This is a genomic window from Streptomyces sp. NPDC006552 (assembly GCF_040611655.1).
Taxonomy (GTDB): domain Bacteria; phylum Actinomycetota; class Actinomycetes; order Streptomycetales; family Streptomycetaceae; genus Streptomyces.
The window spans coordinates 1-14,456 of sequence record NZ_JBEXOS010000001.1; the positions used below are offsets into that span (position 1 = coordinate 1).

At 73.1% G+C, this 14,456-nt stretch carries 11 protein-coding genes and 1 rRNA gene; 7 read left to right on the forward strand and 5 right to left on the reverse strand.

Annotated elements, in window-relative coordinates:
- Positions 1-159: 159 nt before the first annotated feature.
- Positions 160-276, forward strand: a 5S ribosomal RNA gene (rrf, locus tag ABZY33_RS00005).
- Between the two features lie 114 nt (positions 277-390).
- Here the strand turns inward: rrf and ABZY33_RS00010 are convergent.
- From ABZY33_RS00010 to ABZY33_RS00030, 5 genes are all read right to left on the reverse strand, one after another.
- Complete coding sequence (locus tag ABZY33_RS00010; protein ID WP_356489113.1) at positions 391-1,701, reverse strand: DUF58 domain-containing protein; 1,311 nt, start codon at positions 1,699-1,701, stop codon at positions 391-393.
- A 22-nt stretch (positions 1,702-1,723) separates the two neighbouring features.
- Complete coding sequence (locus ABZY33_RS00015) at positions 1,724-2,713, reverse strand: MoxR family ATPase (protein WP_356489114.1); 990 nt, start codon at positions 2,711-2,713, stop codon at positions 1,724-1,726.
- The gene (locus ABZY33_RS00020; RefSeq protein WP_356489329.1) at positions 2,713-3,897 is read right to left on the reverse strand and encodes a DUF4350 domain-containing protein; all 1,185 of its coding nucleotides are present in this window, start codon (positions 3,895-3,897) and stop codon (positions 2,713-2,715) included. Before ABZY33_RS00020 ends, ABZY33_RS00015 begins: the two co-directional genes overlap by 1 nt.
- Before the next feature lie 374 nt (positions 3,898-4,271).
- Entirely contained in the window at positions 4,272-4,964 is a 693-nt protein-coding gene (locus tag ABZY33_RS00025) for a DUF4129 domain-containing protein (protein WP_356489115.1), read from the reverse strand.
- 4 nt (positions 4,965-4,968) lie between these two features.
- Entirely contained in the window at positions 4,969-6,309 is a 1,341-nt protein-coding gene (locus ABZY33_RS00030) for a glycerophosphoryl diester phosphodiesterase membrane domain-containing protein (RefSeq protein WP_356489116.1), read from the reverse strand.
- Between the two features lie 140 nt (positions 6,310-6,449).
- Between ABZY33_RS00030 and mtnA the strand changes: the two genes are divergently transcribed.
- From mtnA to raiA, 6 genes are all read left to right on the forward strand, one after another.
- Positions 6,450-7,637, forward strand: a complete 1,188-nt coding sequence (gene mtnA / locus ABZY33_RS00035; protein WP_356489117.1) for an S-methyl-5-thioribose-1-phosphate isomerase — start codon at positions 6,450-6,452, stop codon at positions 7,635-7,637.
- Between the two features lie 4 nt (positions 7,638-7,641).
- A complete protein-coding gene (gene mtrA / locus ABZY33_RS00040) occupies positions 7,642-8,331 on the forward strand; it encodes a two-component system response regulator MtrA (protein ID WP_356489118.1) in 690 nt (229 codons plus the stop codon).
- Between the two features lies 1 nt (position 8,332).
- A complete protein-coding gene (gene mtrB / locus ABZY33_RS00045) occupies positions 8,333-10,492 on the forward strand; it encodes an MtrAB system histidine kinase MtrB (RefSeq protein WP_356489119.1) in 2,160 nt (719 codons plus the stop codon).
- An 85-nt stretch (positions 10,493-10,577) separates the two neighbouring features.
- On the forward strand, positions 10,578-12,341 hold the full coding sequence (locus tag ABZY33_RS00050; RefSeq protein ID WP_356489330.1) for an LpqB family beta-propeller domain-containing protein: 1,764 nt from the start codon (positions 10,578-10,580) through the stop codon (positions 12,339-12,341).
- A 166-nt stretch (positions 12,342-12,507) separates the two neighbouring features.
- Entirely contained in the window at positions 12,508-13,368 is an 861-nt protein-coding gene (locus tag ABZY33_RS00055; RefSeq protein ID WP_356489120.1) for a ComF family protein, read from the forward strand.
- A 279-nt stretch (positions 13,369-13,647) separates the two neighbouring features.
- Entirely contained in the window at positions 13,648-14,406 is a 759-nt protein-coding gene (raiA, locus tag ABZY33_RS00060) for a ribosome-associated translation inhibitor RaiA (RefSeq protein ID WP_356489121.1), read from the forward strand.
- The last annotated feature ends 50 nt before the right edge of the window (positions 14,407-14,456 follow it).

A 14,456-nucleotide genomic window follows, 5' to 3' on the forward strand; every position in this document is an offset into this window, starting at 1 on the left:
TTGATAGGCCAGATCTGGAAGCCCGGTAACGGGTGGAGGTGACTGGTACTAATAGGCCGAGGGCTTGTCCTCAGTTGCTCGCGTCCACTGTGTTGGTTCTGAAACCACGAACAACCGTCGTAGCCACGGTCACGGCTCCGGTTGACAGTTTCATAGTGTTTCGGTGGTCATAGCATGAGGGAAACGCCCGGTTACATTCCGAACCCGGAAGCTAAGCCTCATAGCGCCGATGGTACTGCAGGGGGGACCCTGTGGGAGAGTAGGACGCCGCCGAACTATTTTTGAGAAAACCCCCGTCCGGGGATACCGGACGGGGGTTTTCTGCGTTCAGGGGTGATTTTCTGCGGGCGCTCCGAGTCCCGTTTCTGTGGCGGAACTCGAAGCACCGGGTCAGAGACGGCCGGCTGCCTTCAGGGAGAGATAGGCATCCGCCAGTGCGGGGGCCAGCTCGGACGGCGTCGCGTCCACCACGGTGACGCCGTGACGCGTGAGTTTGTCGGCGGTACGCCGACGTTCCGCCTTGGCCTGGGCCGCTGAGGCCGCGTCGTAGACGGACTCCACGGAGCCGCGTGACGCTGCCATCGCCTCGATGGCGGGGTCCGCCACCGAGGCCACGATGACCGTGTGCCGTTTCGTCAGGCGGGAGAGCACCGGGAGTAGACCCTCCTCGACGGGGGCTGCCTCCAAAGACGTGAGCAGGACGATGAGGGAGCGGCGCGGGGCTGTGTGGAGGGCCGGGGCGGTGAGGCCGCGCGCGTCGGTCTCCACCAGCTCCGGTTCGAGCGGGGCCATGGCGTTGACCAGCGCCGGAAGGACCTGGTGGGCCGTGCGGCCCTGGACCAGGGCGCGGGTGCGACGGTCGTAGGCGAGGAGGTCGACGCGGTCGCCGGCCCGGGAGGCGAGCGCTCCCAGGAGGAGAGCCGCGTCCATGGAGGCGTCGAGACGGGGTGCGTCGCCGACGCGGCCCGCCGAGGTGCGGCCGGTGTCCAGGACCAGCAGGATGTGCCGGTCGCGCTCCGGGCGCCAGGTGCGGACCGCGACCGCGGACTGACGGGCCGTCGCGCGCCAGTCGATGGAGCGGGTGTCGTCCCCGGGAACGTACTCGCGGAGGCTGTCGAATTCAGTGCCTTCGCCTCTGCTCAGGACGCTGGTCCGGCCGTCGAGTTCGCGCAGGCGGGCCAGTTTCGACGGGAGGTGCTTGCGGCTGTGGAAAGGCGGCAGGACGCGGACGGTCCAGGGGACGGCGTGGGTGCCCTGGCGGGTGAAGAGGCCGAGCGGGCCGTAGGAGCGTACGGTCACGCGGTCCGCGTGGCGGTCGCCTCGCCGGGTGGGCAGGAGGCGGGTGGTGACGCGGCGGCGTTCGCCCGGGGGGATCGTCACGCGGTGGCGGGACGCGGCGTGCTCCGTGCCCGGACGCCAGGCGCTGGGTGGCCAGGCGTCGCGGAGGTGTGCGCGCAACGGGCGGCGCGACGGGTTGGTGACGGTGAGGGTGACGTCGGCCGGGTCGCCGAGGCGTACCGAGGTGTCGCCCGAGCGGGTCAGGCGCAGGCGGCGTACGGGGGCGGCCAGGGCGAAGTCGCAGGCGCAGGCCAGGGCCAGCGGGGTGTTGACGGCGAGGATGCCCGTCCAGCTGGGCTCCCAGATCCCGATGGGGAGGGAGCCCAGGGCGGCGAGCAGGGCCGTACGTCCGGTGAGGGCCATGTCGGTGTCGTCTCCGGCCCGGTCAGCGGGGGACGGGGACGTGGGTGAGGAGGGCGTTGATGACCGAGTCCGGTGTGACGCCTTCCATCTCCGCTTCCGGGCGCAGCTGGATGCGGTGGCGCAGGGTCGGCAGGGCGAGGGCTTTGACGTCGTCCGGGATGACGTAGTCGCGGCCGGTCAGCCAGGCCCAGGCGCGGGCCGTCGCGAGCAGGGCCGTGGCGCCGCGCGGGGAGACGCCGAGGGCGAGGGAGGGGGAGTCGCGGGTCGCGCGGCAGATGTCGACGACGTACGCGGTGATCTCCGGGGAGATCGTGGTCTTCGCGACGGCGGACCTGGCCGTCTCGAGGTCGGCGGCCGTGGCCACCGGGCGGAGGCCGGCGGCGTGCAGGTCGCGGGGGTCGAAGCCGGAGGCGTGGCGGGTGAGGACGTCGATCTCGTCCTGGCGGGTGGGCAGGGGGACGTTCAGCTTGAGGAGGAAGCGGTCCAGCTGCGCTTCCGGGAGGGGGTACGTGCCCTCGTACTCGACCGGGTTCTGCGTCGCCACCACCATGAACGGCTCGGGGAGCGGGCGCGGGGTGCCGTCGACCGTGATCTGACGCTCTTCCATGGCCTCCAGCAGGGAGGACTGGGTCTTGGGCGGGGTCCGGTTGATCTCGTCCGCGAGGAGGAGGTTGGTGAAGGCCGGGCCTGGCTGGAAGGAGAAGCGCGCGCTGTGGGTGTCGTAGACCAGGGAGCCCGTGATGTCGCTGGGCATGAGGTCCGGGGTGAACTGGACGCGCTTGGTGTCGAGTTCGAGGGAGGCGGCGAGGGCGCGGACGAGGAGGGTCTTCGCCACGCCCGGGACGCCCTCCAGGAGGACGTGGCCGCGGCAGAGCAGAGCCACGACCAGGCCCGTGACGGTGGGGTCCTGGCCGACCACGGCCTTGGCGATCTCGGCGCGCAGGGCCTCCAAAGACGCCCGTGAGCTGCGGGGATCGGACGTGGGCCCGGCATTGTCAGTGGTCGGGTCCATCATGAATGGCGTACCTCTCTTTCGAGGGCGTCGAGGTGGTCGGCGAGGGCGATGAGCGCCGCGTCGGTGGCCGGCGGCGGGCCGAAGAGGAGCGTGTGCACGTCCCTGGCGGGCGTCGGGAGCCGGCGCGCCAGGGCGGGGAGGAAGGTCTCGGGCGTGTGGGCCTGGGACGGGGGGATGCCGATGAGGGGGGCGAGCGTGGTGCGGGTGGAGATACGCAGGGCCGTGGCGGCACGGTCGCGGGCGTTCGCCTTGCGGTAGAGGCGGGCGCGGCCTTCGACGGTCTCGGAGGCGCGGATCGCGACGGGGAGCCGTTCGGCCACCAGGGGACCCAGGCGGCGGGCGCGCCACAGCGCGGCGAGTGCTGCCGCGATGAAGAGTTGCAGGGTGCCCCAGAGCCAGCCGGAGGGGAGCAGGTCGAGGAAGCCGCGGTCGTTCTGTGCGCCGTCGGCCGCGGCGTCGTCGGAGAGGGAGGGGAGGTACCAGACCACATGGGTGCGGGTACCGAGGAGTTGGAGGGCGAGCGAGGCGTTGCCCTGCTCGTCGAGGCGGTCGTTGAGAAGGATGTCGGGGGAGCCGAGGACCACCGTGTCGCCGGTGCCGGTCAGCGCGGGCAGGCGCAGGAGGGTGGGGGCGCCGTCGCTCGGATAGCAGGAGTCGGCGTCGGTGCGCGTCGTGTCGTAGCGGTGGCCGCCCGTCTCGGCGGGGCCGGCCCGCCGGGCCGCGGGCAGGGTGCAGTGCGGGGCGAGTGTCCGGTCCGTGCTGGGCGCGGGGTCCTCGCTGACGCCGGGGGCGAGCCGCTCGACAGAGGCGGCACTGGGGGCGACGAGGAGTGTGCGGCCGCCCGAGTCGGCGGTCGCGGCCTGCAATTGCTCCTGCTGGTGCGGGGTGAGCAGGTCGGGGGCGGCCACCAGGACGGTGGTGTCGCGGTCGGTCGCGGCCCGGGCGTCCGCGGTCGTGGTGACCACGCGGGTGTCCACGCCGCGCTCCGCGAGGAGTTGGGCGACGGCCCGGCTGCCGTACGTGTCGGCGGAGCGGGGGTCGAGCGTGCCGTGCTTCTCGCCGGAGCGGACGGCCGCGATGGCCACGCCGGCGACCAGGAGGACGGCCAGAGCGAGGGCGATACCCCGCGTGCGGGTCCAGATCTGACGGACCGTAGGAGTGACGGAGGTGTCGTCGGAGATCGGGGCCGGGAGTGGCGGTGCCGTGAGCGCCGTCGTCGTGGTCGGCGCGGTGGGCGTGACGGTTGTGGTGGCGATGGCTTGGGGGGTCGGGGGTTCGCCTGGGGTGCCGTTGTCGCGGCGGCGGTGGCGGGAGCCGGGCGTGCTGTCCTCGGCTGGTGGTTCCGGGGTCGGCGTGGGTGTGCCCGGTCCGACTGGCGGCTGCGGGGACGGCGTGGAAGTGTCCGGTCCGGCTGGTGGCTGGGGGGTCGGCGTGGGTGTGCCCGGGGGGTGGGGCTGTGGGGTGGTGCTGGTGTGGCGGGAGTTGGGCGTGTTGGTGCCCTCGGCCGGGGGGTGAGCGTCAGCGGCCTCGTGCGGCCGCGGGGTGGTGGGGTCGGTCACCGGGGGGCTCCCGGGGTGGCGGTCGGTGCCGGGGTCGTGCGGGCCAGCTCGGTGTCGAGGGAGGCCAGGCGCTGGTACGTGTCGGGGGTCGCGGTGCGGCCGCCGTACGCGATGGCGTCGAAGGCGCGGGCGGCCGCGTGCAGGCGGTCCGCGTGCAGCGGGAGCGGCCGGGCGGCCTCCGTGGCGGCCTCGTCGGCGGTGCGGCCGGGGTGCGGGTCGAGCAGGGCGCGCTCCTCCAGGGAGCGGACGAGGGCACGCATCCGCTCCTGGACGGCCTGGTTCCAGTGGCCCTGGGCGGCGTGCGCGTCGGCGGCCGCGCGGTGTTCGGCGGCGCTGCGGGGGCGGTCGTCGAAGAGGGGCGCGGCCGGGGCGGGCGAGCGGCGCGGGGTGCCCAGGCGCCACCACAGGGCGACCGCGACGGCGACGACGGCCACGAGGATGACGACCAGGCCGAGCGCTCCGCCCGGTGCGGCGTCGGACGCGGCGGAGAACAGCTTGCCGACCCACTCCCAGAACGCGTTCAGGGCGCGGACGAACCAGCTCGGGTCGTGCTCGTGGTACGCGGGCTTGGACAGCTCACGCTCGGCCGCCTCCCGGGCGGGGCCGCGCGGGAGCGTGACCGGTGGTGCGTCGCCGCCGGCGCGCGTCAGCCGGGCCGCGGCGGTGAGCACTCCCCCTGGCGTGCTCACCGCATCAGCTCCCCGGAGTGGCGCCGGGGGTCTGCCCGTAACCGTGCAGGCCCGCGGCGCGGGCGAGTTCGAGGTCGAGGGCCTCGCGGCGGATCCGCTGGTCTATGTAGAGCAGCACCGTGACGCCCGCGGTGATCGGGAAGGTGATCGTCGAGCCGACCACCGCGCCGATGCCGCTGACGATCAGGAAGGCCCAGCCCACGTCGCCGCCGGTGTCGAGGAAGCCGCTCAGGCCGTCGCCGCTGACCGCACCGGCGATGAGGCTGAAGGGGACCAGGATGATCGACGCCACGACGCCGGCGATGATCGAGGCGAGGATCTGGATGCCGAAGACCCGCCACCAGGAGCCGCGGACGAGCTTGGTGGAGCGGCTCATCGCCTTGCGGACGGTCTGCTTCTCCAGCATCAGCGCGGGCGAGGCCAGCGAGAAGCGGATCACCAGCCAGATCGCGACCACGAATCCGGCGAGGCCGCCGACGACCGCGAGGGCGAGCCCTCCGTCGGACGAGCCGAACAGGGCGACGAGGAGGCCGGGGACCGTCCCGGCGAAGACGACGACGACGGCGATCAGCGGCAGCAGCAGCGTCAGCCCGAGCAGCCGCAGGACCTGCGGGCGGGCATCGCGCCAGGCCTCCTTGGTGGTGACGGATGTGCCGAGCACGGCACGGCTGGTGACCGTGGTGAGCAGGGCGGTGGCGACGATCGTGCCGAGCAGCGTGACCACTTGGACCACGCCGGAGCCGGCCAGGATGCCGCCCATGGCGCGGGTGACCTCGCCGGCGCCGGCATTGGGGTCGTCGAGGACGTCGGTGGTCGCGGAGTCGTTCAGGACGAAGCCCTGGAGAAGGACGACCAGGACTTCGGTGAGCACGGCGACGGCGAGCGAGATGCCGAGGACGGTGCGCCAGTACGTACGCATCGTGGAGACGGCGCCGTCGAGGATCTCGCCGACGCCGAGCGGGCGCAGCGGGATGACGCCGGGCTTGGCCGCGGTGGGCGCGCCGCCGCCGTAGCCCCAGCCGCCGGAGCCGTAGCCGCCCGGGCCGCCGGGAGGCTGGCTGCCCCAGCCCTGGCCGCCCCAGCCCTGCCCCTGCCCCTGGCCCGGGGCAGGGGGCGGTGGTGGCGGGGCCTGGCCGGCGCCGGAGGCGGGCGGGCCGGAGGGCGCGGACCACTGGGCGGGCGGCGGCTGCTCCTTGGACCACTGCGGGCCCGGGGTGTCCTGCGGGCGGGCGTCCTTGGGACCGGCGCCCTGGGACTCCCCGTCCGGGCCGTCCTGGCGGTTGGTGCCGTCGGGGCCGTCGGAGGGGGCAGATCCGGGCGATGCCCAGCCCGGAGTGTCGTTCATCGTCGCTCCTTCAAGGTGCCCGTCCGCGGTCGCGGCGGCAGGTTGGCTGCCATCGTGCCACGGGGCGGGGCCCGGATGACCTGGGCCCGTAGTGGCTGGACACCTTCAATTGTCGGGCCTCTCCGGGGCAGACTGGGCAGATGGCTGATCAGTACGCGCAAACCGGCGGGAACATACGGCCCAGCGAGGACATACAGCCCAGGACCATCGACATACCGGCGATCCGGTGGGAGGAACCGGCCGAGGGACCGGTTGTCGTGCTGCTCGACCAGACACGGCTGCCGGCCGAGGAGGTCGAGCTGGTGTGCACGGACCCGCAGGGGCTCGTGCAGGCGATCCGCTCCCTGTCCGTGCGCGGGGCTCCGCTGCTCGGCATCGCGGGGGCGTACGGGGTGGCGCTGGCGGCCGCCCGGGGGTTCGACGTGCAGGACGCGGCGGACGGGCTGGCCGCGGCCCGGCCCACCGCGGTCAACCTCGGATACGGCGTGCGCCGCGCCTACGAGGCGTACCGCGGCGCGCTCGGGAGCGGCTCGGGCGGCGCGGAGGCAGGGCGGGAGCGGGCCGCGGCGGCAGCGCTCGCCGCCGCGCGGGCGCTGCACCAGGAGGACGCGGCGGGCAGCGTCAAGATGGCCGAGCACGGGCTGCGGCTCCTCGACGAGCTGCTGCCCGGCGGCAACCACCGCCTCCTGACGCACTGCAACACCGGGGCGCTGGTCTCCGGCGGGGAGGGCACCGCCTTCGCCGTGGCGCTCGCCGCGCACCGCTCGGGACGGCTGCGCCGGCTGTGGGTGGACGAGACGCGTCCGCTGCTGCAGGGGGCGCGGCTGACCGCGTACGAGGCGGCACGCAACGGCATGGCGTACACGCTGCTCACCGACAGCGCGGCGGGATCGCTGTTCGCCGCGGGCGAGGTGGACGCCGTGCTCGTCGGGGCGGACCGGATCGCCGCCGACGGTTCGGTGGCGAACAAGGTGGGGAGCTATCCGCTCGCCGTGCTGGCGCGTTATCACCATGTGCCGTTCCTCGTGGTGGCGCCGGTGACGACGGTGGACCCGCTGACGCCCGACGGCGCGTCCATCGAGGTGGAGCAGCGCCCCGGGCACGAAGTGACAGAGGTCACGGCCCCGCAGGCGCCGCTGGCCGGGATCGAGGCGGGAGGCGGAATTCCGGTGGCACCGCTGGGGACACAGGCGTACAACCCCGCGTTCGACGTGACGCCACCGGAGCTGATCACGGCGATCGTGACGGAGTGGGGTGTCGTTTCGCCCGTGACAGGTGGGAGTCTGGCGGAGCTGTGTTCCAGGTCACGCCAGGTAACGATGAGCTAATGGGATGATGTGGTCCATGAAGGGACGAGTCCTTGTCGTCGACGACGACACCGCACTGGCCGAGATGCTCGGCATTGTGCTGCGTGGTGAAGGTTTTGAGCCGTCGTTCGTGGCCGACGGCGACAAGGCGCTGGCCGCTTTCCGTGAGACCAAGCCCGATCTGGTCCTCCTCGACCTGATGCTGCCCGGACGGGACGGCATCGAGGTGTGCCGCCTGATCAGGGCGGAGTCCGGGGTACCGATCGTGATGCTCACGGCCAAGAGCGACACCGTCGATGTCGTCGTGGGCCTGGAGTCAGGCGCCGACGACTACATCGTGAAGCCGTTCAAGCCGAAGGAGCTGGTGGCCCGCATCCGGGCGCGGCTGCGCAGGTCTGAGGAGCCCGCCCCCGAGCAGCTGACCATAGGTGACCTGGTCATCGACGTGGCCGGGCACTCGGTGAAGCGGGAGGGGCAGTCGATCGCGCTGACCCCGCTCGAGTTCGACCTGCTGGTCGCGCTCGCCCGCAAGCCGTGGCAGGTGTTCACGCGTGAGGTGCTCCTCGAGCAGGTCTGGGGCTACCGGCACGCGGCCGACACCCGTCTGGTGAACGTGCACGTCCAGCGGCTGCGCTCGAAGGTCGAGAAGGACCCCGAGCGGCCCGAGATCGTGGTGACGGTCCGTGGCGTCGGCTACAAGGCCGGACCGAGCTGACGTGTCCCGGGACAGTGCCGCTGCGGCGCCCGGCAAGCCGGGGTCACGTCCGGAGCGGCCTGTGGGATCCCCGGCCGGGCGTGGCTCCTGGCTGCGCCGGGCCGTGGACGGGGGTCTGCTCCTGAAGGGCGGGATGAACGGCAGCCCGGTGCTGCGCCTGTTCACCCGCTGGGTGCGGCGCCCGCTGCTGCCCGCGATGCGGCTGTGGCGGCGCAACATCCAGCTGAAGGTGGTCGTCACGACGCTGCTGATGTCGCTCGGTGTGGTGCTGCTGCTCGGCATCGTGGTCATCGGCTCGGTGCGCAACGGTCTGCTCGACGCGAAGGTGAAGGCCTCGCAGAGCCAGGCCGAGGGCGGGTTCCGGGCCGCCAAGGACAGGGCGGACTCCGCCCTGGCCGGGGTGCGCGGCGGCGCCTCCGACGACACCCGCGCCAATTTGAGCTCCAACAAATGGCTGAGCGACCTCGCCACCCAGCTCTCCAGCGGCGGCAAGGGTGCCTTCGACGTGGTCACGCTGAGCCCCGGCGACGCCGACAGCGGCAGCGGACGCGGGCCGCGTGCCTCCGGTGGTGTGGAGCCGGACCGCAGCGTCCCCGGCGACCTGCGCGCGCGGGTCGACCGGATGACCGGCGCCTCGCAGAAGTACACGCGCATCGTCTACAAGGGCGGCGGCGAATCGCAGCCGGGCCTCGTCATCGGCAAGCGGCTCACCGACCCGCAGGGCCACGCCTACCAGCTGTACTACCTCTTCCCGCTGACCCAGGAGGAGAAGTCCCTGGGCCTGGTGAAGGGCACGCTCGCGACGGCCGGACTCTTCGTGGTCGTCCTGCTGGGCGCCATCGCCTGGCTCGTCGTACGGCAGGTCGTCACGCCGGTGCGGATGGCGGCCGGGGTGGCCGAGCGGCTCTCCGCGGGCCGCCTCCAGGAACGTATGAAGGTGACCGGTGAGGACGACATCGCGCGTCTCGGCGAGGCCTTCAACAAGATGGCGCAGAACCTGCACCTGAAGATCCAGCAGCTGGAGGACCTGTCGCGGATGCAGCGCCGGTTCGTCTCCGACGTCAGCCACGAGCTGCGCACACCGCTGACGACGGTACGGATGGCCGCCGATGTCATCCATGAGGCACGGGCCGACTTCGATCCGGTGACCGCCCGCTCCGCGGAGCTGCTCGCCGATCAGCTGGACCGGTTCGAGTCCCTCCTTGCCGACCTGCTGGAGATCAGCCGCTTCGACGCGGGGGCCGCCGCGCTGGAGGCCGAGCCGATAGACCTGCGCGAGGTCGTACGCCGGGTCGTCGGCGGCGCCGAGCCGCTCGCCGAGCGCAAGGGCACGCAGGTGCGGGTCGTCGGCGACGAGCAGCCGGTGGTGGCCGAGGCGGACGCGCGCCGCGTGGAGCGCGTCCTGCGCAACCTCGTGGTGAACGCCGTGGAGCACGGTGAGGGCAGGGACGTCGTGGTGCGGCTCGCGGCCGCGGGTGGCGCGGTCGCCGTCGCCGTGCGCGACTACGGGGTCGGGCTCAAGCCGGGCGAGGCGACGCGGGTCTTCAGCCGTTTCTGGCGGGCCGACCCGGCACGCGCGCGTACGACCGGCGGTACCGGCCTCGGTCTGTCGATCGCCCTGGAGGACGCGCGGCTGCACGGCGGCTGGCTGCAGGCCTGGGGTGAGCCGGGCGGCGGTTCGCAGTTCCGGCTCACGCTGCCGCGGACGGCGGACGAGGCGCTGCGCGGTTCGCCGATACCGCTGGAGCCGGAGGACTCGCGGCGGGCGCGGGAGGCCGGCGCGGCGGGGCTGCCCTCCGGCGCGGACCGCAAGCCGGCGACCGTGCCGGCCCAGCCGGCCGGGTCGGCGCAGAGCGCGATAGCGCCCCGGCTCGCCTCCGCCGCCGTGGCCGCCGATCCGACGGCGCTGCCGGGCAGTGGCGCCCGGGTGGTCTCGCGCGGCGTGCACGGGGACGGGGCGGCGGGTGTGCCCCGCCAGCCCGGCGAGCACCCGCGCCGGACCGCGGACGGGGCCCCGGCGGACCGGGCACAGCGGTACGGGGGCGGGATCGACGAGGCACGCGCCGACTCCGGTGCGTGGCGTGGGGACGTGGCCGTGGGCGGGCGCCGGGCCGCGGAGCCGGACGAGCGCGGCGAGGGGAGCGACGGCGGTCGTGAGTGAGCAGCGGGCGCCGCGACGGCGGCGCGGGGTACGGGCCGGGGCGCTGGCCGGGTGCGGCGCGATCGTGCTCGCCGGGTGTGCGTCGATGCCGGACAGCGGCGGGCTCGAATCGGTCGAGGCGTCACAGCGGCCGGACTCCCAGGTGCGCGTCTTCGCGCTGCCGCCGCGCGACGGGGCCAGTCCCATGAACGTGGTCGACGGGTTCCTGGAGGCTCTGACCAGCGACGATCCGTCGTATGCGATGGCGCGCAAGTATCTGACGCCGGAGGCCGCGAAGGGCTGGCGGCCGGGGGAGCAGACCGTGGTGCTCGCCGACGGACCGAGCCCGCGTCCGGTCGGACAGCAGAACGCGGGGGACGAGGGCCGGGTCTTCCGGCTGACGGGGCAGCAGGTCGCCACGGTCGACAAGCAGCAGGCCTACCAGCCGGACCCGGGCCAGTACGACATGAACCTGCATCTGTCCCTGACCAAGACCGCCAAGGGGAACCAGTGGCGGATCGACAGCCTGCCCACGGGTGTCGTGCTCGGGGAGTCGGACTTCCAGCGGATCTACCAGTCCGTCAACAAGTACTACTACGCGGTGAACACGGTGGCTGAGGACGAGCCCCCGCAGAAACGGCTCGTCGCGGACCCGGTCTTCGTACGGCAGTGGACGGACCCGCTGACCGAGACGGTCAGGGAGGTCCTCGCCGGGCCGACGCGGTGGCTGGACCGTGCGGTGCGCACGGCGTTCCCGACCGGGGCGGGCCTGAAGGACGGCGTGCAGTCGCTGGCGCCGGACGACGCGAACAAGCTGACGGTGCCGCTCAACCGGCAGGCGGAGGACGTCACGCCGACCAAATGCCGGGAGATGGCGGCGCAACTGCTGTTCTCCTTGCGGGACCTGTCGTCGTCGAGCGTGGACGAGGTCGAACTGAAGCGGGCCGACGGCCGGCTCATGTGCGCGCTGAACGAGTCGGAGGCCGACGCCCTGGTGGCGCCGCGCCGCTCCGTCGTCCTGGACGACCAGTACTTCCTGGACGGCAAGGGGCGGCTGGTCCGGATGCCGGGCAGGAGCAGCGCGGACCGGGACCCGGAGCGGGTGCCGGGGCCGCTCGGCGAGGGCGGCCAGCCGATGCGTTCGGTGGCCGTCTCGCGGGACCAGGAGCGGGCCGCGGGGGTGTCGAGCGACGGCCGTTCGCTGTACGTGGCGTCGTTCGTCAGCAGCGCTTCGCTGGGGGACGCGCTGGTGCGCAGCCATGCCGGGGACGTCAAGGACGGCCTGTCGACGCCCAGCTGGGACGGGCGCGGCGACCTGTGGGTGGCCGACCGCAACCCCGCCGATCCGCGGCTGCTCGTCTTCGGCAAGGGGCTCGGCGACCGGATGCAGCAGGTCGCGATCGAGGGGCTCGGCGACGACGACCGGATCGAGACGGTGAAGCTCTCCGCCGACGGCGCGCGCATCGCGCTGCTGGTGAAGAAGGGCAAGGGCACGGCGTCGCTGCGGATCGGCCGGGTCGAGCGGGGGACCGACGGGGAGGGCGGCGCCGAGTTCTCGGTGGCCGATCTGCGGGTCGCGGCACCCGAGATGGAGGACGTCACCGCCGTGTCCTGGGCGGGCGGCAGCCGGCTCGTGGTGGTCGGCCGGGAGGCCGGTGAGCTGCAGCAGATGCGGTACGTGCAGTGCGACGGCTCGACCCCGACCGGCCAGGCACTGCCCGGACTGACCCGGGTGAGCGAGATCGCGGCCTCCGAGGACGACCGGCTCCCGCTGCTGGCACACTCCGACGACGGCATCGTCCGGCTGCCCTCCGGGGCGGCGTGGCAGTCGGTGGCGAAGGACGGGACGGCGCCGGTCTATCCGGGGTAGCGGGTGGTGCCGTAGCGGCGCTCGAACTCGCTTCCGGGCCGCGTCGGCGCCCCGCTCTGCGTTGCCCACAGACCGCCATCCACAGACAGTCATCCACAGACCAGTTGTCCACAGGCCGTTGTCCACAGGGGTGGTCGCGCGGGGCGCGGGTCGGCACAGTGGGGGTATGCGGGGGTGGTGGCAGGACCTCTCCGATCTGGTGCTGCCCGCTCAGTGCGCGGGCTGCGGCAGATCTCGTACGTCGCTGTGCGCGCGGTGCGCGGCGGCGTTGCGCGGCGCTGCGCCCGGCCGGGTGCGGCCGCGGCCGGAGCCGGCCGGACTCCCGGTCGTGCACGCGGCCGCGCCGTACCGGGACGCGGTGCGAGCCGTGCTCCTCGCGCACAAGGAGCGTGGGGCGCTCGGGCTGGCCGAACCGCTCGGCGCCGCTCTCGCCGGGGCCGTACGGGAAGGGCTCTCCGGGGCTGGTCGGACAGGGCTCGCCGAGGCGGCGCAGGCGGCGCCCCCCGGGACCGGCCGGGGCGGTGGTCCCAGCGGCGCCGAAGCGAGGGGTGGCGGCGTCGTAGCGCTCGTCCCCGTGCCGTCCGCGGCCCGTGCCGTCCGGGCGCGCGGGCACGACCCGATGCGGCGGATCGCCTACGCGGCGGCGGCCGAGCTGCGCCGCGGCGGCGTCCCGGCCCGGGTCCTCGCGGTGCTGCGGCAGCGGCGCGCGGTCGCGGACCAGGCGGGGCTCGACGCCCGGCAGCGGCTGGCGAACGTGACCGGCGCGCTGGAACCGGTCGGCGGGAGCGAGCGGCTGCTCGCGGAAGTTGGCCGGATCGTGCTGGTCGACGACCTCATGACGACGGGCGCCTCGCTGGCTGAGGCGGGCCGGGCGGTACGCGCTTTGCCGGGTCCGCAATCGGGCCGGCGGCTGGTCACGGGAGCGCGGGAACGCTCTGTGACCGGCATCGGAAATACCGCCCCGGAGATGGTCCTGGGGGCGGTGATTGCCGCTTCTCCGGATTCCTTCGAAATAAACCGGAACTGACCGAGAATCTGCTTCGTTGCAGGTAGTGACAGGGTTATTTCATCTGAATGGAGGTACGCGCCAGTAGAGGGTGACGACATCCGTCCGGGCGAGATATGTTCGGATGTGAGGAACTTGGGCGAGAAAGCCAGCCGGAGCGCCTCGCATATCGGAATGCCGTGCGGTGGGTTTGCGAAGAGATTCGACAATCACCCGTACCGGTGGGGTGGAGATCTTGCCCACGGGGGAGGAGGAGGTGGAAGTCACCGAGTCCGAGGCTCCGGAAGTGGCCGGAGCCTGGTGCAAAAGGGAGATGCTCCGCAACAGCAGCGGAGCGATCCGGGAACGGAGTTCTGCGTGGACATCGTCGTCAAGGGCCGCAAGACCGAGGTACCGGAGCGGTTCCGCAAGCACGTGGCCGAGAAGCTGAAGCTGGACAAGATCCAGAAGCTCGACGGCAAGGTGATCAGCCTCGACGTCGAGGTGTCCAAGGAGCCCAACCCCCGACAGGCCGACCGGTGCGACCGCGTGGAGATCACGCTGCGCACGCGGGGCCCGGTGATCCGGGCGGAAGCCGCGGCAAGCGACCCGTACGCGGCGCTCGACCTCGCCACCGACAAGCTGGACGCGCAGCTGCGCAAGGAGCACGGCAAGCGCTCGACCAGGCGCGGCACCAAGCGGATCTCGGCGGCCGAGGTCGCCGAGCGTGTTCCGGACGCGGCCACGCTGAACGGGGACGGTTCGCTCGCCCGGGACGAGAGCGGGACCGACGGCGTGCCGACCACCAAGATCGGCCCGCTCGAGGTGCAGGGCGAAGGCCCCCTCGTCGTGCGCGAGAAGACGCACGTGGCGGCACCCATGTCGCTCGACCAGGCGCTCTACGAGATGGAGTTGGTCGGGCACGACTTCTATCTCTTCGTCGACTCCGAGACCAAGGAACCGAGTGTCGTCTACCGGCGCCACGCCTATGACTACGGCGTGATCCACCTCAGCACCGACCCCATGGTCGCCGATGACGAGGTGCGGCACGCCGACGCGGGTGACGCCATCGGCGGCTGAGCCGTCCGGACACCGCTCTTCACCGGGGCACGGCTGTCCGAAACTCACTC